The 21,197-nt window shown below is 68.0% G+C and carries 22 protein-coding genes; 18 read left to right on the top strand and 4 right to left on the bottom strand.

The genetic code is table 11. The features are described 5' to 3' along the window. The first annotated feature begins 4 nt into the window (after positions 1 to 4). From ACIBQ1_RS54060 to ACIBQ1_RS54045, 4 genes are all read left to right on the top strand, one after another. Complete coding sequence (locus tag ACIBQ1_RS54060; protein WP_397290493.1) at positions 5 to 655, top strand: response regulator; 651 nt, start codon at positions 5 to 7, stop codon at positions 653 to 655. 163 nt (positions 656 to 818) lie between these two features. Continuing rightward, on the top strand, positions 819 to 1,400 hold the full coding sequence (locus tag ACIBQ1_RS54055) for a hypothetical protein (protein WP_397290491.1): 582 nt from the start codon (positions 819 to 821) through the stop codon (positions 1,398 to 1,400). Positions 1,401 to 1,499: 99 nt separating this feature from the next. Continuing rightward, positions 1,500 to 1,778, top strand: a complete 279-nt coding sequence (locus ACIBQ1_RS54050) for a hypothetical protein (protein ID WP_397290489.1) — start codon at positions 1,500 to 1,502, stop codon at positions 1,776 to 1,778. 251 nt (positions 1,779 to 2,029) lie between these two features. Further along, the gene (locus tag ACIBQ1_RS54045; protein ID WP_397290487.1) at positions 2,030 to 2,284 is read left to right on the top strand and encodes a hypothetical protein; all 255 of its coding nucleotides are present in this window, start codon (positions 2,030 to 2,032) and stop codon (positions 2,282 to 2,284) included. Positions 2,285 to 2,449: 165 nt separating this feature from the next. Here ACIBQ1_RS54045 and ACIBQ1_RS54040 read toward each other — a convergent pair whose 3' ends face one another. Beyond that, positions 2,450 to 2,839, bottom strand: a complete 390-nt coding sequence (locus tag ACIBQ1_RS54040; RefSeq protein WP_397290485.1) for a hypothetical protein — start codon at positions 2,837 to 2,839, stop codon at positions 2,450 to 2,452. A gap of 103 nt (positions 2,840 to 2,942) precedes the next feature. Here ACIBQ1_RS54040 and ACIBQ1_RS54035 point away from each other — a divergent pair, with 103 nt between their 5' ends. Together ACIBQ1_RS54035 and ACIBQ1_RS54030 are read left to right on the top strand one after the other, a co-directional pair. Beyond that, positions 2,943 to 3,611, top strand: coding sequence for a hypothetical protein (locus ACIBQ1_RS54035; protein ID WP_397290483.1), 669 nt, complete (start codon positions 2,943 to 2,945; stop codon positions 3,609 to 3,611). A gap of 2 nt (positions 3,612 to 3,613) precedes the next feature. Further along, positions 3,614 to 5,212 (top strand): ATP-binding protein, encoded by a 1,599-nt coding sequence (locus ACIBQ1_RS54030; RefSeq protein WP_397290481.1) that lies wholly within the window; start codon positions 3,614 to 3,616, stop codon positions 5,210 to 5,212. A 75-nt stretch (positions 5,213 to 5,287) separates the two neighbouring features. Here ACIBQ1_RS54030 and ACIBQ1_RS54025 read toward each other — a convergent pair whose 3' ends face one another. Then, a complete protein-coding gene (locus tag ACIBQ1_RS54025; RefSeq protein WP_397290479.1) occupies positions 5,288 to 5,677 on the bottom strand; it encodes a hypothetical protein in 390 nt (129 codons plus the stop codon). Positions 5,678 to 5,922: 245 nt separating this feature from the next. Next, on the bottom strand, positions 5,923 to 6,300 hold the full coding sequence (locus ACIBQ1_RS54020) for a hypothetical protein (RefSeq protein ID WP_397290477.1): 378 nt from the start codon (positions 6,298 to 6,300) through the stop codon (positions 5,923 to 5,925). Between the two features lie 443 nt (positions 6,301 to 6,743). On the opposite strand from ACIBQ1_RS54020, the gene ACIBQ1_RS54015 reads away from it, so the two are divergent. From ACIBQ1_RS54015 to ACIBQ1_RS53995, 5 genes are all read left to right on the top strand, one after another. After that, positions 6,744 to 8,303, top strand: coding sequence for a UvrD-helicase domain-containing protein (locus ACIBQ1_RS54015; protein WP_397290475.1), 1,560 nt, complete (start codon positions 6,744 to 6,746; stop codon positions 8,301 to 8,303). Then, positions 8,276 to 9,196, top strand: a complete 921-nt coding sequence (locus tag ACIBQ1_RS54010; RefSeq protein WP_397290473.1) for a hypothetical protein — start codon at positions 8,276 to 8,278, stop codon at positions 9,194 to 9,196. The genes ACIBQ1_RS54015 and ACIBQ1_RS54010 overlap by 28 nt, the downstream gene beginning before the upstream one ends. Then, positions 9,094 to 10,434, top strand: a complete 1,341-nt coding sequence (locus tag ACIBQ1_RS54005; RefSeq protein ID WP_397290472.1) for a hypothetical protein — start codon at positions 9,094 to 9,096, stop codon at positions 10,432 to 10,434. Before ACIBQ1_RS54010 ends, ACIBQ1_RS54005 begins: the two co-directional genes overlap by 103 nt. 8 nt (positions 10,435 to 10,442) lie before the next feature. Continuing rightward, a complete protein-coding gene (locus ACIBQ1_RS54000) occupies positions 10,443 to 13,388 on the top strand; it encodes a pPIWI_RE module domain-containing protein (protein ID WP_397290470.1) in 2,946 nt (981 codons plus the stop codon). 367 nt (positions 13,389 to 13,755) lie between these two features. Next, on the top strand, positions 13,756 to 14,718 hold the full coding sequence (locus ACIBQ1_RS53995) for a TerC/Alx family metal homeostasis membrane protein (RefSeq protein WP_397290468.1): 963 nt from the start codon (positions 13,756 to 13,758) through the stop codon (positions 14,716 to 14,718). 71 nt (positions 14,719 to 14,789) lie between these two features. Here the strand turns inward: ACIBQ1_RS53995 and ACIBQ1_RS53990 are convergent, their stop codons facing one another. Further along, the gene (locus ACIBQ1_RS53990; protein ID WP_397290466.1) at positions 14,790 to 15,011 is read right to left on the bottom strand and encodes a hypothetical protein; all 222 of its coding nucleotides are present in this window, start codon (positions 15,009 to 15,011) and stop codon (positions 14,790 to 14,792) included. On the opposite strand from ACIBQ1_RS53990, the gene ACIBQ1_RS53985 reads away from it, so the two are divergent. The 7 genes from ACIBQ1_RS53985 to ACIBQ1_RS53955 all read left to right on the top strand — a co-directional run bounded on the left by ACIBQ1_RS53985 (position 15,001) and on the right by ACIBQ1_RS53955 (position 21,180). Next, a complete protein-coding gene (locus ACIBQ1_RS53985) occupies positions 15,001 to 15,480 on the top strand; it encodes a BTAD domain-containing putative transcriptional regulator (RefSeq protein ID WP_397290464.1) in 480 nt (159 codons plus the stop codon). The genes ACIBQ1_RS53990 and ACIBQ1_RS53985 overlap by 11 nt on opposite strands. A gap of 114 nt (positions 15,481 to 15,594) precedes the next feature. Beyond that, entirely contained in the window at positions 15,595 to 16,323 is a 729-nt protein-coding gene (gene cseB / locus ACIBQ1_RS53980; protein WP_397290462.1) for a two-component system response regulator CseB, read from the top strand. 1 nt (position 16,324) lies between these two features. Next, positions 16,325 to 17,584 carry an ATP-binding protein gene (locus ACIBQ1_RS53975; RefSeq protein WP_397290460.1) on the top strand — a complete coding sequence of 420 codons (1,260 nt, stop codon included), beginning with the start codon at positions 16,325 to 16,327 and terminating at the stop codon, positions 17,582 to 17,584. Positions 17,585 to 17,757: 173 nt separating this feature from the next. Further along, positions 17,758 to 18,240 (top strand): hypothetical protein, encoded by a 483-nt coding sequence (locus ACIBQ1_RS53970; RefSeq protein ID WP_397290458.1) that lies wholly within the window; start codon positions 17,758 to 17,760, stop codon positions 18,238 to 18,240. Then, complete coding sequence (locus ACIBQ1_RS53965; RefSeq protein WP_397290456.1) at positions 18,237 to 19,292, top strand: efflux RND transporter periplasmic adaptor subunit; 1,056 nt, start codon at positions 18,237 to 18,239, stop codon at positions 19,290 to 19,292. Before ACIBQ1_RS53970 ends, ACIBQ1_RS53965 begins: the two co-directional genes overlap by 4 nt. Further along, complete coding sequence (locus ACIBQ1_RS53960) at positions 19,289 to 19,978, top strand: ABC transporter ATP-binding protein (protein ID WP_397290454.1); 690 nt, start codon at positions 19,289 to 19,291, stop codon at positions 19,976 to 19,978. The genes ACIBQ1_RS53965 and ACIBQ1_RS53960 overlap by 4 nt, the downstream gene beginning before the upstream one ends. Further along, on the top strand, positions 19,975 to 21,180 hold the full coding sequence (locus tag ACIBQ1_RS53955) for an ABC transporter permease (RefSeq protein WP_397290452.1): 1,206 nt from the start codon (positions 19,975 to 19,977) through the stop codon (positions 21,178 to 21,180). Before ACIBQ1_RS53960 ends, ACIBQ1_RS53955 begins: the two co-directional genes overlap by 4 nt. Positions 21,181 to 21,197 lie beyond the last annotated feature (17 nt).

Raw genomic sequence — 21,197 nt, 5'->3', positions numbered from 1 at the left:
GGCGATGACCAAGGTCCTGGTGGTGGACGATCAGGTGCTCATCCGGGCCGGCCTGGCGGCGCTGCTGCGAGCCGCCGGGCTGGAGGTGGTGGGCGAGGCCGTCGACGGCGAGGAGGCCGTGCGCCTGGCCGCCGAGCTCCGGCCCGAGGTGATCCTCATGGACATCAGCATGCCGCGCGTGGACGGCATCACCGCCATGGAGCGAATCCTGGCCTCGGCCCCGGGCGCACCACCCAAGGTCCTCATCCTGACCACCTTCGACCTGGACGAGTACGTCTACAACGCCTTACGCCTGGGGGCCAGCGGCTTCCTGCTCAAGGACACCTCCCCCGAGCGCATCATCTCGGCCATCGGCACCGTCGCCGCGGGTGACGTGCTGCTGGCGCCTGGCATCACCAAGCGCCTGATCGAGGCGTTCATCGTCCCGCCCACGCCCCCGCCCTCCCTCGACGGCCTGACCGTCCGCGAGACGGAGGTGCTGTGCCTGGTGGGGCAGGCGCTGTCGAACAAGGAGATCGCCGACCGGCTGTCGGTGAGCGAGGGCACCATCAAGACCCATCTCAACCGGCTGATGAGCAAGCTGGGCCTGAACAGCCGCGCGCAGGCGGTGGTGCTGTCCTACAACTGCGGTCTGGTCAAGCCCGCCGCCCACTGATCGGCGCCTCAGCGGGCGGTGCGTCCGGGATGGCGGATGCCCCGGAGCTTGCGCCGGCGCATGGGCCCGGACGGACGTTCGGCAAGCAGATCACGCGCATCCCACCCGAGGCATCGCCTCCGGCGGCGACGCCGCACGGTTCAGCCCGGCCAGCCCGTTCAACATGCTCGCTGACTCACTGCGCCTGGGCGACTTCGCCGCCGACCAGATCGCCGAGCTCTACGACCAGCACACCCAGGCGACCGGCCAGGAGTTCACCAAGGACGCGATGGACCGGGTCTTCGAGCTGGCGCAGGGACAACCATGGCTGGTCAACGCCCTCGCCCATGAGATCACTTTCGAAATGGGGGTGAGTGGCGCCATCACCACCGCTCGGGTTGATGAGGCCAAGGAACGGCTGATCCAGGAGCGCCCCGTCCACCTGGACGCCCTCATGGCGCGACTGTACGAGCCCCGGGTGGAACGGGTGATCCGGGCGATCATGGAGGGAACACTGCCGGGCACGGACGCTTCCTTCGACGATGACGTCTCCTACGTTCGCGATCTGGGTCTCATCCGGGGAACCGGAGCACCGGAGATCGCCAACCCGATCTACCGAGAGTTCCTGCTGCGGCACTCGCTCCTGTGCGCCGACCTGCTGCGCCGGGAACAGCACGGACCTTTCACCGACGAGGCGCTGGTCCAGGCTCGCCTGAGAATCTTCGGAGCGGCGGATTTCGGCGACGTTTCGAGTGGGCCTTGCTGAGTTCCGACGATATCGGCACGACTGTCAAGGTGACACGACCTACGTCGGCTCAGGCCGGGCCTAAGGTACTTAGGTACCATGGACTCGGGAGGGATAGATATGGCTGCTGCCACGAAGCGTCAAGCACCCCTGAAGATCGACCCTGCGACGGACGAGTTGATCTCCCAGGCTGCGCATTTCCTCGGCATGACCAAGAAGGACCTCGTGTCCGAGGCCGTCAAGGGTTATCTGGAGCAGCGCCGTGAGGAGATCCGCAAAGGCATGATCGAGTCTATGAAGGTGCTGGACGGCTCGCTCGGTTCAAGCGTCGCCGCGCTCACCGGGCTGTCACGCGAGAAGATCGACCAGCTCGGCGGTGTCGGTGAGTGGGAGGACTGATCTCATGTCGGTCCGCCCCACGCTCAGATGTCTGCGCGACGACCTATCTCTACCCGTCCCGTCGGCCCGGACCACACTCGACCAGATCGACCACCCTTTGCTACAGAAGGCAAGCGACCAGTTCGCCGCCCCTGACACCCCGCATGAGCGGATCCGGGCCATCGACGATGTCGTCCTCTTCAAGGTCAAGACCGGCCGATGGCGGGGTGCCGTCCTCTCCGACGAACCCGACTCCGAGGTGCGGGACTGGCTTGTGGCTGCCGGCATTCGCGCAGGCAGCGATACAACGCGACGATGGCCACGAGACCTACGTCGCGATCCGAATCACCGGCTCAGTCCCGATAAACCTCACCGCGATGATTCTTTCTCGCGTTCCCGGCTGCACATTTGATGCTTGGTTTCCCGAGTACACACTGCCCGAACGTGACTGGCTACCCGCCGAACAAGTCTGGTCAAATATGATGGGCCCCAAGGCAGCGTCACAGCTTCTCGACGACATGTTTTAGGGAGACATCGGCCACGTACGGCGGAGCGACCACATGGGCGTCGCTCCGCTATGGTAAAGAACCCCATCCGGCCGCCGGATCATCGTCCTACGTGTGTGACAGGTGCCCGAGTTTTGCTCAGAGCCAATCCCACTGCTGGGAGGGTTTCCGGCCCGCGGGCTTGGATCAGCCTGCCGCAAGCATCTGCAGCAGGCGATCGAAGGCAGTGATATCCGTGCATCCGACCGCACGAGCAAAGGGAATCTCGGCCACGCCCTTGTTGCGCCTTCTTGGAAATCGACGCAAGTTGGAATGATAGCGGAATTCAGAGTTGACGCTCAGACCGCGGATGGCGCCAATCGCCTCAAGCACCGCCAGAGGGGTTTCCGGGTGGATCCTGGTCTCGATCACCTCGCGGAGGGTATGCATGCGGACGAGGTAGATCGTTACGCAGCTTCTTGGATGACCCAATTCGCAGACCTTCTTCACGAGGTGGGTTAATTCATACCCCCTGTCGACCGCAATGTCGACGAGGCGCTGCTCAAACTCCGTCAGGGGGTGCTTGGTGAGATTCACTCGAACTCCTCAATCGACGTCAATCCACACGCCACTCTCAGCCAACGCGATCTTCTGCGATGTCCGGCTCGGCGAACAGCCCACCCATACCTTGGTGATCCACATGCCCCTGACAACCGTCAGGCGCTCACCTTCAATTGGTGGAAAGGTCGCCACCGGCGGCGACCCGGCACGGTTCAACCCGGCCGGCTCGTTCAACGTCCTCGCTGACTCACAGCGCCTGGGCGATTTCACCACCGACCAGATCGCCGGACTCTACGACCAGCACACGCAGGCGACCGGCCAGGAATTCGCCAAGGACGCGGTGGACCGCGTCTTCGAGCTGACCCAGGGACAACCCTGGCTGGTCAACGCCCTCGCCCACGAGATCACTTCGGAGATGGGGGTGAGCGGCGCCATCACCACCGCACAGGTCGACGAGGCCAAGGAACGACTGATTCGGAAGCGCCCCATTCACCTGGACGCCCTCATGACACGACTGTACGAGCCACGGGTGGAACGCGTCATCCGGGCGGTTATGGAGGGAATGCTGCCGGGCAAGGACGCTTACCTCCATGATGACGTCTCCTACGTTCGCAATCTGGGTCTCATCCGGGGAAGCGGAGCGCCGGAGATCGCCAACCCGATCTACCGAGAGTTCCTGCTGCACCACTCGCCCCTGTGCGCCGACCTACTGCGCCGGGAACAGCAGGGGCCTTTCACCGACGAGGCGCTGGCCGAGGCCCGCATGAGGATCTTTGGGCCCTCAGCTCAAGATGGTGGCAGAATGTGACCATGCCAGCACCCCCAGCGAAGTTCTTCAATACCACCGGTCCGTGCGACCCGCAGCGCCACTACATGCTGCCTCCCACACCACGGCTTCCCGAGGCGCGCGCGCTCATCGAGATGGACCGCTACTTTGTGCTGCACGCGCCCCGGCAGACCGGCAAGACGACCACGCTGGCCGCCCTGGCGTCCGAGCTGACCGCCGAGGGCGGCATCGCGGCGCTGATGTTCTCCTGCGAGGACGCCAAGACCGCCGGTGACGATGTTGCTCTTACGGAGGCGGTTCTGCTGGATACACTCCGCGAGGCCGCCGAGGCCTCGGGATGGCCCGACGAACTGCTGCCGCCGGACCCCTGGCCGCAGGCGCAGGTGGGCAGCCGGTTCCGTAAGGCGCTGAGTGCGTGGTGCCGCCGCTGCCCACGCCGGGTCGTGCTGTTCCTCGACGAGATCGACGCCCTGCAAGGCACCAGCCTGATCAGCATCCTCAGCCAGCTCCGCCACGGCCACAACGTACGATCGGGGGGGCGTCCGTTCCCCGCCTCTGTGGTGCTGTGCGGATTGCGCGATCTGCGCGACTACAAAGTCGCCTCCGGCGGCGACCCCGTACGGTTCAGTCCGGCCAGCCCGTTCAACATCCTCGCCGACTCGCTGCGCCTGGGCGACTTCACCACCGACCAGATCACCGAACTCTACGACCAGCACACCCAGGCAACCGGCCAGGAATTCACCAAAGACACGGTGGACCGGGTCTTCGAGCTGACCCAGGGACAACCCTGGCTGGTCAACGCTCTCGCCCATGAGATCACCTTCAAAATGGGAGTGACCGGCACCATCACCACCTGCCAGGTGGACGACGCCAAAGAGCGACTCATTCGGGCCCGCGCCACCCACTTGGACGCCCTGGCGGCGCGGCTGCACGACCCCCGCGTCAAACGAGTGATCGAACCCATCGTGGCCGGCACGTCCCCGGGCACGGACATCGCCTTCGACCACGCCGCCTCCTACGTACACGACCTCGGCCTCATCCGGGGCACCAGAGACCTGGAAATCGCCAACCCCATCTACCGGGAAGTCCTGCTCCGGGTCCTGGGCGACCGCACCGAACGGTTCGTACGCGCCGACCCGCACACCTTCGTACTCCCCGACGGCCGCTTCGACCTGCCACGCCTGCTGGAAGAGTTCGTGATCTTCTGGCGCGAACACGGCGAAGTCCTCATCCAGCAAGAGGGCTATCACGAAGCCGCCTGCCAGATCATCCTCATGGCCTTCCTGCACCGCCTCGTCAACGGCGGCGGCTACCTCGACCGCGAATACGCCGCCGGCACCAAACGCCTCGACATGCTCGCCCGCTGGCCCTACAACGGCCCCGACGGCCAACGACTCATCCAACGCGAAGCCATGGAACTCAAAGTATGGCGACCCGGCGCAGACGACCCCCAACCCGAAGGCCTCGCCCAGCTCGACCGCTACCTCGACCGCCTCACCCTCACCACCGGCGTCCTGGTCATCTTCGACCGTCGCCCCGAAGCTCCACCCTGGAAGGAACGCGGCGGCTTCGACCAGGCGACCACACCGTCCGGCCGCCAGGTCACCGTCCTGCGAGTGTGAAGGGCGTCCCGGGTGCCGTGAGGAGATCCGCAACGGCATGATCGAGTCCATGAAGGTGCTGGACGGCGGCTTGGATCAGCTCGCCGTAAGCGTCTGTAGCAGGCGGTTGAAGGCGGTGACATCTGCGCACTCGACCGAACGAGCGAAGGCGATCTCCTTCACGCCTTTGTTGAGTCTTTTCGGGAATCGACGCAAGTTGGAATTGTGACACAATGCCGAGTTGATACTGAGACCGTGAACGGTCTCAATCGTTGCGAGCACCGCCATTGCGGTTTCCGGGTGGATCATGACTTCGATTACCCGACGAAGGGCTCGCATACGGTCTAAATAGATCGTCACGCGGCTTGCCGGATGACTCAATTCGCAGACGTACTTCAATAGGTGGGTTGATTCATATCCCCGGTCGACCGCAACGTTGGCGAGACTCTGCTCGAACTCCGTCAGAGGGTACCTGGTGAGACCCACTCGAACTCCTCAACCGACGTCAATTCACCCTCGACCATCGCGATCTTCCACGATGACCTGCCCGGCAAACGACCCACCCATACCCTAGCCACCCCTCGCTCGTCCTGGGAGGGTTCGCGCGCCGTAGCCGGCAAGGGCCTGCTACTGAGCTGGGTCGTCAACGCGCAAGACCCGCACGTACGGAACTTCTCCGCAGCGTCACGCCTACGACTGCAGTGAGCAAGAGCCACACGCCCTGACAACCGTCAGGCGCTCACCTTCAATTGGTGGACACGTTGCTTGGACAAACCCATGACGCGTGCCGTATCTGGCTCCGACCAGTGGCTTGTCAGTACTTTCGCGGCCTTGACCGCTAGTTCCGCAGCGCGCTTGGCATGCGCTTCGGCTAGTTCCTTCTCGCGGCTGTATTCCGCCACTACTCTCGCCACCTCCTCAGGGAGATCGAAGACGAACTCCACGGCGGGAGTCTCCTCGGGCCATGCCCAGGCGTGAATCTCCGTCAAGTCGCGCTCCAGCTGGGACAAGGAACTTGCCACACCGACTCCTTCGACCTCACCGCTGGGGCAGCGCGACACCCACCGCCGGTTCTCATACGTGACGACATACGTAATCGTCTTGCTCATCGGCTCATCCTCTCTACGACCGCCTCCAGCCGCTTGACGGCCTCGCGAAAGAGCTCCGGGTCGCGGTCCGGGTCGGCACAAGGAGAATACCGCGCTAGGAAGCATCCTCCTAGCTAAGTAGGAGCATTCCTCCTAGCGTGCAGCCCTTCCCTGATCGCAATCCACCGGGATCGCCGGCTCCGCCGAACTGCTCGGCCATACCCTGGTGCCTCACACTCGCCTGGGAGGTTCCGCGTGCCGCAGCTCGCCTTCGCCAACAGTTTCTGGGAGAGCTTCGACGCTCTGGAGAAGCCGGTCAAGGCGGGCGTGCGTAAGGCCATGAAACGGTTCCAGTAGCTCGCCATCGCCGAGCTGTACGCCGACAAGGGCCTGCACCTGGAGTCTGTGGTGAACGCGCGGGACCCGCGGATGCGGACCATCCGCGTCACCGAGTTCTGGCGCGGATGGTCCTGGCGCCGGACGACGGCACCGACACGTTCCTGCTGCTGAACGTCGTGCCACACGACGAGGCCTACGGCTGGGCGGCCAAGCGGCTCTACACCGTCAACTCCGCCACGCACGCCCTGGAGGTGCGCAACGTCGTCGCCATCGAGCAGCTCACCCCGGCCCTGGAGCAGGCGGCGGCCGAGGCGCCGTCGCTGCTGTTCGCCAAGCACTCCGACGCCGTGCTGCGTGATCTCGGCATCGACGACCAGGTTCTGCGCGCCGTCCGGACCATCATCGACCAGCCGCAGCTGAACGCGTTCGCCTCGCTCCTGCCCGAGGACCAGTTCGAGGTGCTGCAGTATCTCGCGGAGGGGTTCTCGCCCCAGGAGGTCTACCAGCAGGTCGTGGCCGAGCGCCGCCCCGGCGATGCCTCTGCCGACGCGGACCGGAGCCTCGAGCGGGCGATCATCAACACCACGACCCGCATCACCCTGGTGAGCAGCGCGGACGAGCTGACCGACGTGCTCAGCAAGCCGTTCGCCGCGTGGCGGGTCTTCCTGCATCCCTCGCAGCGGCGCGTCGCGTACCGGCCCTCCTACAACGGGCCCGCGCAGGTGACGGGCGGCCCGGGAACGGGCAAGACGGTGGTCGCGCTGCACCGGGTCAAGCACCTGCTCACCCGCTCGCCAGGCAGCCGGATCCTGCTCACGACGTACACCACCGCGCTCGCGGCGGCGCTGCGGGAGAATCTCGAGCTGCTTCTCGACGACGAGAAGCAGCTCGCGAGGGTGGACGTCACCACGGTTAACGCCTACGTCTACCGCGTCGTGCGGGCGTTGGCCGGCCGCACGCCCAAGATGATCGGGGACGCCGACGAGCGGCAGATCTGGCGGCGCGTCATCCGGCGGCTGGACCTGCCCTGGACCGAGCAGTTCCTGCGCCAGGAGTACCGGCATGTCGTCCTCGCGCAGCGGATCAATTCGCGGACCGAGTACCTCCAGGCGCCCCGGCGGGGCCGGGGCACGGCGATCGGGCCGCGGCAGCGGGAGCAGGTCTGGGATGCGGTGGAGGCGTTCACGGCGGAGCTCCGTAACGGCGGCGTCAGCACCCACCTGCAGCTCTGCGCGGAGGCGACCCGCCTGCTCGGCGGCTCCGACCTGAGGCGGTACGGCTTCGACCACGTCATCGTGGACGAGGCTCAGGACCTGCACCCGGCGCAGTGGCGAGTGCTGCGCGCTGCCGTCCTCGACGGCCCGGACGATCTCTTCATCACAGGCGACCCGCACCAGCGGATCTACGACTCCAAGGTGTCACTCAGCTCACTCGGCATCTCCGTGGCCGGGCGAAGCGGCCGACTGCGCATCAACTACCGCAGCACGGCGGAGATCCTGACCTGGTCGACCGGCCTGCTCGACGGGTCGCTCGTCGAGGACCTGGGCGGACAGGGCAACGAGAGCCTGTCCGGCTACCGGTCCCTGCTGCACGGTAAGCGCCCTCGCACGGCCACTTTCCCGAGCGAGCAGGCCGAGGTCGCGGCAGTCTTGGAATCGTGGACGAGGCCGACTCGGTCCAGATGAAGCTGGACGAGATCTTCGCCCCCTCGGCGACACTCGTATCCCCAGGTCCCGAATCCTGGCTCGACCAGTTGCACACCCACAAGATCGAGGAGCTCTCGCGACGCGGCCGGCTGCCCCTCACGGACCAGGACATCGAGCGGTGGAACTCGGCGCTGACCGTCGTCACCGCCGCCACCGACCGGCTTTACCGGCTGCTCATCTCCGGTGGGGAGCTGCGTGACTGGGCGGACATCGAGTACTTCAGCCCGTGGACCCTGCAGGAGAAGCTACTCGGGGACTGGTTCGACGAGCAGCACCCGGGCCCCGAAGGCGTGCACGACGAGCGGCAGCTGTACGAGCCCTACGACGACGATTCGCCAGACGCCGATGAGAGCCACCTCTCCCTGGACTCTCTTCGTTCGCAGCTCACCGAGCTCCTGGACGCCTTCCGCGACGATCCGCTGGGCGACTCCGGCCCGTACGACACGAGCACCGACGACCTGATCGACACCACCCGCGACCTCCTGCACACCCTCAACACGGCCCGTACACGCGCCCGCGTCAAGGCACTGCTCGACAAGCTGATCCAGGGCACACCTGCCTCCGCACGGGACGACGCCTGGCGCGACCTGACCTGCCGGCGGCTCGAGTTCCTGCTCGTGCTGTCGGCTCTCCACCAGCGCCTGGAACGCCTGACGTTCCTCTGGCCCCAGGTCGAGGCCGCCCTCCGGCTGGACTCCACCGGCAACGAACTGGCGAGGCGACCGCCGCTCGACTATGCACCGCTCATCCCCGAGGCCCCGAGGCCCCGATGGGCAACGTCCTCGGCTTCCAGTACCTCCCGGACGAGCGGGAACGCGACGAGGACGGCAACAACAGCGGCACCCTGCGCTTCTTCCGGTGCGCGGGTGTAGGCCGGGAGCTGCTTCTCTCTCTCCACGAGCTGGGCGCAGACCCAGGACAGGGACGCCCGGGACCGCACGTGGTGCTCATGTCGGGAACCAGCTGGGCCGGGGCGTCGACCCGGGCCCATGTCCTGGCGTCTGTGGGCGCCGTGCTCATGCCGTCGGAACGCTCGCTCGACGCGGTGGGGAAGTCGCGGTTCGCCACGCGTTTCCTCTATGACGCCAGCGGAGCGCCTCTGAGCCTGTCCGGCACCGACCCGAAGGTCCGGCCCGCCGCCGCCAGGGCTCTCGCCATGCGCCTGGGCAGCCCTGGGTGGGGTGGCGGCGCGAGCCCGCTGGAGGAGGAGCTGGCCCTCGTCGGGGATGACAACCGGCGCCGGGCGATCCTGCTCGTCGGCAGCTACAAGGAGGCGAACGCCGTCGCCGACACTCTGCACGGGCTGGACCGCTGGCGAGGCAGGGTCCAGGTCCTGGCCGCCGACGACGCCGATCTCGATCAGTCCGTACGCGGCACGGACCCGGCGGTCGCGGAGCACGCCATCACGTTGCGGCGGGGCGACCTCGCCATGTTCGCCGAGGACCACGATGCCGAACTGCTGGTGGCACCCTTGCTGGCGGTCGAGCGCGGGCACAACATCCTCAACACCGATCGCAACGCGGCCTTCGGCACCGCGCTGTTCCTGGCTCGGCCGCATCCCCGTCCCGACGACCTGGCGCTGGCGATCTTCGCCGTGAACGACTGGGTCTGCCGTTTCGTCCGCGACCAAAGGCGGCCCGACAACCGCGAAGGTCCGGCCACGTTCGGCGAGCTCGTCGCCAAGGCCGCCGGACTCGACCGGGCCGGGCTTGACTTCCGCCACGAGGCGCGGCAGGAATGGCGTCGGCTGCTGTCCCGGCGCTACGTCTACTCACGGCTGTCGCCCTGGGAGAAGCGGGCTTTCGCCTGGGATCAGCTGGTCACCATGTGGCAGGTCATCGGCCGGCTCGTACGGGGCGGGGTGCCTGCCCGGGTCGTCTTCGTCGACGCCAGTTTCGCCCCGAAGATGGCCCGCGCGCTGTCCCCCGGCGCGACAGGACCTGTTCCCCTGGAAGACGGCCTTCTGACGGCGCTCCGCTCCATCCTCGCCCCCTACTTCGACAGCGAGGCCGCCACGGCGAACTTCCCCGATCCCGCGGATCCGGCGCTCGCCCGGCTGCTCTACCAACCGCTGTACAACGCCCTGTCCGACCTCGAACACCACAGCTGAGGACCACCGTGCCAGTCAATTACGACTCCATCCGCACCGCCTCCTGGCAGCCCGTCTCGCAGGACGCCGGCGTCGTCGGCCGCTACCGCGCGCTGCGCTTCCCCGAGAACTGGCGCGACACGATCCTCGCGCTCTGCAACCTGGGCCGCCCCGAAGGGGCTGAACCTTATCGCACGGTGCCCACCTACCGCTTCGAACAGGTGATTCAGGCCTTCGCTCCCGACCTTCTGGTGCTGCCCCGTCCGTCCGAGCGCTGGTTGTACGTGCCCGAGGAGGTCGCGGACCCGCTGCCTGGCCCTGTGCTCCGTGCGCTGCTGGACCGCTGGCTGGGGGACTTGCGGCCGGAGTCGGAGCATCGGGCCGCCCTCAAGGACGTCCGCGCCGAGCTGTCGGCGTCCCCGCCGACCTGGGAGCCGGTCGAGGTGGAGCTGCTCCGATGCCCGACGACACCGGGCGGCGGCACGGCCTCGCCCCTCGCGCAGCAATTCACGCTCAGCACCGACTGGCTGGCGAGGCGTGTTCTCGCCCTTGGGCCGTATGAGCATGCCGCCGGTCGCCTCCAGTTCCGAGCTGTGCCACGAGGACCTCGTGACAAGGGTGCCGAGCTGGTCTCTCAACCGCTGCCCTTCGTGTCCGGCACGCGGACCTGGTGGTACTCGATCGTCCTCAACATCACCCTCCACACCGTTCCCTTCGACTCTCTTCCCCGCTTCAACCTGCACTTCGGCGTCCGGCGCTGGGCGACTCGGGTCAGCTCGACGACCGGCAAGGTCCATCTGCCGTACCGTCGCAAGACGACCGTGGTGTTGCGGCCCCGGGTGCCGTACCTGCCCGGCGCGCCGCGCAGCGAGCGCTACGCGCTGGCCAGGGTGGAACGCCGCTGGGACAGGGAGCGGGCGGAGTGGACCACCAGTTGGGTGAACGGCGGCCCGGCCGGCATCCTGCGCGGCATTTCGCTGGCCGAGCCTTTCCCTGGCGCGGAAGAGATCCTTTCGAGCCCCGAGGATTGGCTGGATCAGGGTCTGCGCGCGGGCATCGTCTACAGCACGGCGATGGGCGGCCACGAGGTCAAGGCGGGCCTCATGTCGCATCAGCGTTCCGAGCTCACGGAGTGGGCGGAGCAGGCCCTGCCCGCCGAGATGCGGGCGGCTCCCGCTCTCGTCCGCACGCGGCGCGCGAAATCTTCCAAGCCTCTCAACGCAGCTCCCGCCAGCGTGAAGAAGGAGGACAAGCAAGAAACAGATGTCCGCAGGTCCTCGGAACGGCGGATGAGCGCGGCCTTCGCGATGTCCAGCCTGGCCCCAGACGCCGATCCGGAAACGCTTCCGGTGCTGGAGGCACGGCTTCTCTGGCAGACCCGCGAGCTACGCGAGGCAGCGATCGCGGAACTCGTCGAACAGCTCGGGCTGAAAGGTGATGGCGACGCCATGTCCGAGGAGCAGCACGAGGCTGCCCGCCCCGGCGACCCGGTGCTTTTGGAGTGGCAGTCCGCCGAACTCACCATGCGGCTGCGCTGCATCAAACTGACAGCCGGCCTCGGAGAAGGGCTCGCTCTTGCGCCGAAGGGGACTCCGCGCCCGCTGTCGGCGATCAGCACGGCCGTTCAGGCCCGGCGTACCAGTGCCCGCGGCTGGCTCGCCGAGGACATCACGAACAAGAATCCCACGCTGGCGCTGGTGGAACTCGACCGCAGGGCCGACTTCGAAACCGGCGACCACGACCCCAAGTTCGCTCTCAGGCTCGGCTTCGCCGACGCCGGCGCGGTCACCCAGTTCGTGACGGTGCCCAAGAAGGCCGGCCGATACGACTCGGTGAAGACCCTCGGTCATCGTGTCTCGATGGCCTGGGACGACGGCCTGCGTCAGCTCGGCATTCGCGTGCATCCCGAGCACAGTCTCGGCGAGAGGTTGCCCGCCGGACTAAGGTATGCCGCCATCTGGCTCGTCAGGAAGAATCGCACGGCACGCAACAGGTGGGCGGCGCACGTCCCGATCGCTGTGCTGGTGACTCCGCGGGGCTCCGGCAGCGGCGTCGCCGACGTCCAGGGGTGGGACCCGGAGGCGAATGAGTGGATCTCGTATCCCGCCCTGCTGCTGAAGCTGACGCGGCTCGCGGAGGTCTCCGTTCCCGGCAGTGGGAACGGCGGACAGGGCAGCTATTACCGCGACATGGACCAGCAGCGGCGCGACACTGAGGAGTGGTTGCAGAAGATGCTGCGCTCCCTGCGTGGCACGCCCACGCTGCTCCTCGCCCACGGACAGAACGCCCGCTCACACTGGACGTGGCTCCAGGACGGCCGCGTCGAACCGGACCGTATCCGAGACGGTCATGCGCCGGGCCGCAGGCTCCATCCGGACCTGCGGCTTGTCCGCGTGCGGACCGCACGGGATCGGGAGACTCCTCAGTGGTGGGGTCTCAACCCGAAGGATGAAGCGAACGGACTGCCATCTCACCTGTGGGTTCCTCAGAGTGAGGGTATGAGCCGGGTCTTCTACAGCACCACGCCCAAGCCCGCCCAGTTCAGGACCTCGGCCATCGAAGCCGACAAACTGGCTCCGCGTCCCCGCCGCGGCAGCGAAGGTGGGAGCAGGATCGACACCAACATCCCGGGCTGGAATCCCGGGCTCGTGGAGATCGCCGTTCTCGGGTGCCATCAGGACGACGGTGACGATCCGGAGTCGCTGGCGTTCGCCGTGCATCAGCTGCGTCAACCACCGGACTACCCGCAGGCGCTCGCTCTGCCTCTCCCGCTGCACCTGGCCGAGCTCGGCCAGGAATACGTCCTGCCGACGATCGCCGAGGAGGATGCGGACACCGCAGTCGAGGGCGCGTATTCCACAGAAGGCGACGTGGTTTCAGCGGCCGCAGACGATCCGGACGCAGCCATCGTGGCAGGACTCGGTACCGGCCCGGACTCCGAGGAGGATCGGCAAGCATCAATGCCCGATATGTGACGTGCGGGCTGGATGCCCAGCATCGGTTACAGGCGTTGAGTTCAGTCATCCCCCTGATCATCCGACCCCTTACGTGCTCCTTCCACTATCGGCCCAGATGGCAGCGCCGGTCAAACGCCTTTCGATCACCCGGGAAGCCGCCGAAGTGGAGCTGACCAGGAGGTTCGCCTACCCTGGAAGGGCGAGGGGAGTACTTCCCAAGAGCCGGCCCGGTCAGTACGGGCGTGACCTCGTCCCCGGGCGGCCGCCCGCAAGGTGGTGGCTGAAGGAGACCTCGAACGGCCCGTCCGGTCCGAGGAGGTTCCATGCCCGTCCCTACAGGCCTGATGACGGCTGCCCCGTTGGAGACGATCGGCTCGCCGCAGCTGTGGGCGATCACCGTTGGCTGCCTCGCGCTGCTGCTGGGCGCGGACTTCATCGTGACGCGGCGCCCGCACGAGGTGCGGATGCGGGAGGCTGGTCGGTCTTCTACCTGGCGCTTCCCCTGCTGTTCGGCCTCTACGTGTGGCGTGCGTTCGGGCCGCAGGCGTCGGTGGAGTTCTACACCGGGTACGTGGTGGAGAAGTCGCTGTCGGTGGACAACCTGTTCGTGTTCATGCTGCTGCTGTCGGCCTTCGCGGTGCCCCGCGAGCTCGCCCAGCGGGTGCTGCTGTACGGCATCATCGGGGCACTGGCGCTGCGTGCGGTCTTCATCGCTTTGGGCGCGGCCGCGCTACAGAGCGGCGCCTGGGCGTTCCTGCTGTTCGGCGCCATCCTGATCGTCACCGCGGGCAAGATCCTCGCCGACGCGCTGAGCGGCAAACAGCAGGAAGTGGACATCTCCTCCATGCGCACGATCCGGCTGCTGCGGCGCTTCATGCCGGTCACCGGCGACTACTGCGGCTCCCGCCTGACGGTTCGCGAGGATGGTCGGCGCGCCCTGACCCCGCTGACGCTGGCCATCGTGGCCGTCTTCGCCACCGACATCGTCTTCGCGGTCGACTCGGTGCCCGCCGTGTACGGCGTCACCAAAGACCCCTTCCTCGTCTTCGCCACCAACGCCTTCGCCCTGCTCGGGCTGCGGGCGCTGTACTTCGTGCTGCTGGGCGTGCTGGAGAAGCTACGCCACCTCAACCACGGGCTCGGCGTCATCCTGGGCTTCATCGGAGTCAAACTCGCCCTGCACTGGGCGCACGGCATCTGGCCCACAATCCCGCAGATCCCCACCCTGGTCTCACTCGGCGTCATCATCGTGGTCCTGACGACCGTCACGATCACCAGCGTGCACGCCAACCGCCGCGATGCCCGCCGAGATGTCCAACATGCCACCCTCCCACCCTCGGACGGTTAGGTCGCAGCGCGCTCGATTGCGTAGCTTGACGAGCGTGTCCCACTACACGCTGGTCTCGAACGCCGATCAGATCACGTTCTTACCGAAGCCCAAACCAGCATCCTGCACCGCCTGGCGAGATCCGCCTCCAGCTCGCGCAGCAGATCATCGATCCGGGCCGCACCGGCGACAGCGGCCTGCACATCAACGGACGCCGACATCCCCGTCATCACGGTGACCGCGTCGCCATACGCGCGAGCCAGCGCCGCCAGCGCGGCCTCCAGCTCTCCCCCCGTCGCCGGTGTGCCCGGCACAGCAACGGTCGACGTGACGGTGTTCCGCCAGACCACCGCCGCCGCCCGGGGAGTTCGCGAGCAAGGGGAGATCGCGGAGGCCTCCCGGCTGCTGCGTGGCGCGCTGGCGCTGTGGCGCGGGCGGGCGCTCGACGGGTTGAGCGGAGCCTTCTTCGAGGGCCGCCGCGCCTGGCTCGAACAGCCGCGCGCGTCGGCCATGGAGGAGCGCTGGGCACTCGACATCGAGCAGGGCGACTGTGGCGAGGTGATCGCCGAACTGACGCTCGCGACGGCGGCGGAGCCCTGTCGCGAGCGGTTGTGGGAACTGCTCACGTGGGCCTTCGACCGCGACGGCCGCCGCGGGGAGGCTCTGTCGGCCTACCGGCGGATCGCCCGGTTGCTGGACGACGATCTGGGCCTGGAGCCCGGCCCCGGCCTGCGGAAGATGTACGCCCGGATCAGGACGGCGGCCGACGCCTCACTCGTCTGAGCCACTCCCATGGGCCGTTGATTCTTGGCTGATACATGGCTGAGGCGTCGTGGATGTCCGCGGCGCGCATCCTTGTATCGTCTTTGTGGCTAATGCGTCAGCTTTTGGGGAGAAATGTCGGCTTCGGAGGTCGGTGGCAGGTCGTCGGCTCCGGTGACCGTGCTGCTCGTCGAGGACGACGAGGTGATCCGCAAGTCGGTCGGGATGGTGCTGGAGCGCTACGGCTATCACGTGAGCACCGCCGGCGACGGCCTGACCGGGCTCGAACTGTTCAGGGAGCAGCGGCATGACGTGCTCCTGCTGGACGTGATGCTGCCAGGGCTGGACGGCATCGGGCTGTGCCGGCAGGTCAGAGAGTGGAGCCTGGTGCCGATCCTGATGATGTCCGCACGTGGTGACGCCCTGGACGTGGTGTCGGGGCTGGAGGCGGGGGCCGATGACTACGTCGTCAAGCCGGTCGACACCTCCGTGCTGCTGGCCAGGATCCGTTCCCTGCTGCGCCGGGCCTCCTTCGCCCCGAGCCCCGGCCAGGCCCCGGGTCCGCCCGACGACGGTGCCGGCGACCTGGTCTTCGGGGACCTGACCGTCGATCCCCAGGGCCTGGTGGTGCGCCGCGCCGGTGAGCCGGTCGCGCTCGCTCCCACCGAGCTGCGCCTGCTGCTGGAGTTCGCGGCGAACCCGGGGATCGTGCTGGACCGGCAGACACTGTTGCGCAACGTCTGGGATTACGGCTGGGACGGCGACAGCCGCGTCGTCGACCTGTGTGTGCAGCGGCTGCGCAAGAAGATCGGCGCCGACCGGATCGAGACGGTGCGCGGCTTCGGTTACAAGCTGCGGCGCTGAAGTGGGACAGGCCATCGCCCGGGCGGCACGTGGGCCGCTCAGCTGGAGGTCGCTGCGCTGGAAGATCGCCGCGCTCGTGGCCCTGGCGTCCTGCGCGGTCGCGCTGGCCGTCGGAGTGCTGGTCCACCAGCGCACCTTCGACCGGTCCATGAGTCTGGGCAGGGATCGGGCTTTCAGCGCGCTGCTGATCGTGGTGGACACCTATCGGCGTACAGGCGCCGCACCGGCCGATGCGCCGCAGCCCGCGGAAGTCCCGCCCGTGCTGCTCCAGCGGGCCAGGAGCACAGGCCGGTTCAGCACCTGGTACGACGACCGCCGGCCGGACATTCCCTGGATGTGGGCGGCGCAGGCGATCGACGGCCAGGTGCTGGCCGTGCCGATCGACATGGGCTCGGAGATACGCGATCTGCAGGCCCTGGACCGGACCATCGTGAAGGCGTCGCTGGCCGTGCTCGCGGTTGTCGTACCTCTGGCCGCGCTGGCCGCCGAGGCGCCCAACCGGCGGCTGAGGCGGGTGGCCCGCACCGCGCGGCGGATCGCGGACGGCGACCTGGAGGCCAGGAGCATGATGGGCGGCCGGGGCGGCGACGAGATCACCGAGATCTCGGCCACCATCGATTCGATGGCCGACAGCCTGCGGGACCGGCTGTTGAGCGAGCAGCGCTTCACCGCCGACGTGGCCCACGAGTTGCGCACCCCGCTGATGGGACTGGTCGTCTCGGCGGAGCTGCTGCCGCCGGGCGAAGCCACCGACCTCGTACGTGACCGGGTGCGGGTGCTGCGGGCGCTGGTGGAGGACCTGCTGGAGATCTCTCGGCTGGACGCGGGCGCGGAGCGGGCCGACCGCCGTCCGGTCCCGCTGGGCCAGGTCGTCGAGGAGTCCGTGGCCCGGACGAAGCTTCAGGTCCGGCTGACGGTGACCGGTGAGCCGGTTGTCGACACCGATCCGCGCCGCCTCGACCGGATCATCACGAACCTGGTCACCAACGCCCACCGCCACGGGCGCTCTCCGGTCGAGGTCGCCGTGAACGGCACGACGATCATCGTGCGCGACCACGGCCCCGGATTCCCGGCTGGGCTGCTGGCAGAGGGACCGCAGCGGTTCCGCACGGGTGGGGCCGAGCGTGGCCACGGCCATGGCCTGGGCCTGGCCATCGCCGCCGGGCAGGCACAAGTGATCGGCGCCGATCTCGCCTTCGCCAACGCCCCGGACGGCGGTGGGATGGCCACGCTCCGCCTGCGAAGCGACGCCGACGCGTGATGGCCGGAGTCTTGATACACACCTGATGCGCGGCCGAGCGGCCGCGGATACGCGACCGCGACCGGGTGAAGGTCTGAACCGCGCATTGTGGCTGACGTGCGCCGCTGCGGCGTACCGACCTCTCGGGACGAGAGCAACCGACCCCGCCCGATCACAGCCACGGAAGAAGAGCCATGCCCAGCACACACCACGTTCCTCGTACTCGCGTCGTGCTCGCGACCTTCACCTGCCTCGCCGGCCTGCTGACCGGTTGCGGCAGCGCGGCCGGCTCGAGCGGCGCTGCGAAGAGCTCGCCGGCCTCCGCCGACACGGCCGGCCAGAGGTACACCGAGTGGGAGCTCAAGTTCCGGTCGTGCCTGAGCGACAAGGGCTTCGAGCTGCCGAAGGAGCCTGGCAAGATCGCTTTCGGTGACCGGCAGGACGCGTACAAGGTGGCGGAGGACGCCTGTATCAAGCAGGTCGGCAAGCCGCCGGTGGCCTCCGACGACCAGCCCGCCAAGTCCGGCGCGGACGCGGAGGAGCAGAAGCTCAAGCAGCTCCAGTGCCTGCGCGACCACGGGTATCGCGTCAAGGACCCCGGTGCCGGGCAGGCCCCCCAGATCGAGGTGCCCGAAGGCGTCTCTGAGGACGGCTTGACGAAGTGTCTCAGCCGATGAGGCGCAAGTGGACGCCGGTGATCGCGGGCGTCGCCCTGGGCGCGGCCGTGGCCGTGGTCGGGACGGTGGCGCGGCCTGGAGGCGTTCCCGCCGGGAGGACCGAACGGAAGCACGCGCCGAACACCGCTCCCGTGAAACGGAAGACGCTCCAGGAAACCATCACCGCGCTCGGAACACTGCGCTACGACGCGTCGGCTCGGCTCGACGCCGGCCGCGCCGGGACCATCACCGGCCTGCCGCGCGAAGGCCGCAGGGTGAAGCGCGGCGGCGTGCTGCACTCGATCGACAACCAGCCCGTGGTGCTGTTGCGCGGCAGGCTCCCCATGTGGCGGGCCTTCGGGAGCGGCATGGGCGACGGGCCGGACGTACGGCAGCTGGAGCGGAACCTCGACGCCCTCGGCCACTTCACCGGGATTCCCGACGCCCACTTCGACTGGTTCACGAAGGTCGCGATCCTGCACTGGCAGGATGCCATCGGCGTGAAGGAGACCGGGTCGATCAAGCGCGGTCAGATCGTCTTCGCCCCGGGCGAGGTGCGCGTCGCGGAGCTCCTGGCGCACGTCGGCGACCAGGTGGCGGCCGGTAGCGCCGTCATGAAGCTGTCCGGGCTCGGCAAAGTCGTCATCGCCGATCTGAGGCCCGCCGACCAGAGCGTCGCCAAGGTGCGCGGCAAGGTGACCGTCAACCTGCCCGGCGGCAGGACGGCGACCGGCACCGTCGCCAGGGTCGGCGCTCCCCGGCAGCGGGCGGACGGCGCCGAGAAGACGGTCGTCGTACCGGTGAGCATCACTCTCGACCGTCCCTCCGCGGCAGGCTCCCTCCAGGAGGTTTCCGTGTCGATCGACTTTCCCACCGCCCGTCGCGAAGACGTCCTCACCGTGCCTGTCGCCGCGCTCATGGCCCTCCCGGACGGCGGGTACGGCGTCGAGGTGGTCGGCGACGCGGCGACGACCCGGACGGTCACGGTGAAGACCGGACTGTTCGCCGGCGGCTCCGTGGAAGTGACCGGCGACGGACTCGCCGGTCAGGAAGTCGTGGTCCCGACACTATGAGCTATTCCGTCATCGAACTCGACCAGGTGGTCCGCGACCACGGAAGTCCGCCGGTGCGCGCGGTCGACCACGTGTCGCTGTCGGTGGCCCGCGGCGAATTCGTCGCCGTCGTCGGCCCCAGCGGCTCGGGCAAGTCGAGCCTGCTCAACATCATCGGCACCCTCGACCGGCCCACGAGTGGACGTACGACCATCGACGGCCACGACGTCGGCCTGATGGACGACGCGGCGCTCTCGGCGCTGCGCGCGTACCGGATCGGGTTCGTCTTCCAGCAGTTCCATCTCACGGACGGGGTCAGTGCGCTCGACAACGTCGCGGACGGCCTCATCTACACCGGGACACCCCGTGCCGAACGGCGCCGCCGGGCCACGGCGAGCCTCACCCGCGTCGGCCTGGCCCACCGCCTCGACCACAAGCCCCACCAGCTGTCCGGCGGTGAACGGCAGCGCGTCGCCATCGCCCGGGCGACGGTGTGCGACCCGACGCTGCTGCTGGCGGACGAGCCCACCGGCAACCTCGACCAGCGCTCCGGTGCGGGCGTGATGGAACTGCTGCACGAGCTCAACGCCACGGGCACCACCATCGTGGTGATCACGCATGATGTGCGACTCGCCGAGCAGATGCCGAGGCGGATCACCATCCAGGACGGCCGCGTGGTCGAGGACCATCAGGCGGCACCGGCATGAGCCGCGGACATCAGGCCGGGACACGCCGGTCACGCCTGCTCCGCTCGGACGTCTACCGGCTGGGCGCGTCGGGGCTGAGATCACGGCCCACCCGGGTCGTCCTCTCCGCACTTGGCATCGCGATCGGCATCGCCGCGATGATCGCCGTCGTGGGCATCTCCACGTCGAGCCGGGCGAAGCTGAACGATCAGCTCGCGTCGCTCGGCACGAACCTGCTCACTGTCCGCCCCGGCACCTCGCTCACCGGCCAGGACGCCACTCTGCCTGCCGAATCCACCGGCAAGGTCGGGCTGATCCGCGGGGTCTCGATCGCCGGAGCGGTCGCAACGTTGCCGGACGTCAAGGTGTACCGGAGCCGGCTCATCAATCCCGACAAGTCCGGCGGCATCGACGTACAGGTCGCCGACCTCGCTCTCCTCAGGCTCCTCGACGGCACGCTGCGCCAGGGAACATGGCTCACCAAGGCGACCACGCGCTACCCCACCGTCGTGCTCGGCGGCATCGCCGCCGACCGGCTCGGCATCGTGAGCCCTGGAAGCCAGATCTGGCTCGGCGGCACCCAGTTCACGGTCATCGGGATCCTCGACGCCTTGCCGCTCGCCCCCGAGCTGGACACCTCCGCGTTCATCGGCGCGACGTTCGCCACCGCGCGGTTCGGCTGGAACGGCAAACCGACCACCGTCTTCGAGCGCTCCGCCGACGCGGAGGTGGAAACGGTGCGGAGGCTCCTGCCGCGCACGGTGAACCCGGAACATCCCGAAAGTGTGCGGGTCTCCCGACCCTCCGACGCTCTGGCGGCGAAGAACGCCGCGGACCTCACCTTCACCGCCCTTCTGGTCGGGCTGGGCTCGGTCGCACTGCTCGTCGGAGGCATCGGCGTCGCCAACACCATGGTGATCTCCGTACTCGAACGTCGCAGGGAGATCGGGCTACGGCGCGCACTGGGCGCCACCCGAGGACACATCCGGACCCAGTTCCTGGCAGAAGCCCTCCTGCTGTCCGCACTCGGCGGGCTCGCCGGGACCGTCATCGGGTTCGGAGTCATCGCGGTGTTCGCCGGGACGAACGGCTGGCCCATCTCGGTGCCCCCCGCCGTGTTCGCCGGTGGCATCGGCGTGACCATGCTGATCGGCGCCGTCGCCGGCCTCTATCCGGCGATCCGCGCGTCGAGGACACCGCCGACAGCCGCCCTGAACGGCTGACCACGCCGCTAGGTCAG

It is taken from the genome of Nonomuraea sp. NPDC050153 (genome assembly GCF_044460125.1).
Lineage (GTDB): Bacteria > Actinomycetota > Actinomycetes > Streptosporangiales > Streptosporangiaceae > Nonomuraea.
This window is presented reverse-complemented; position numbering and strand designations above follow the sequence as displayed.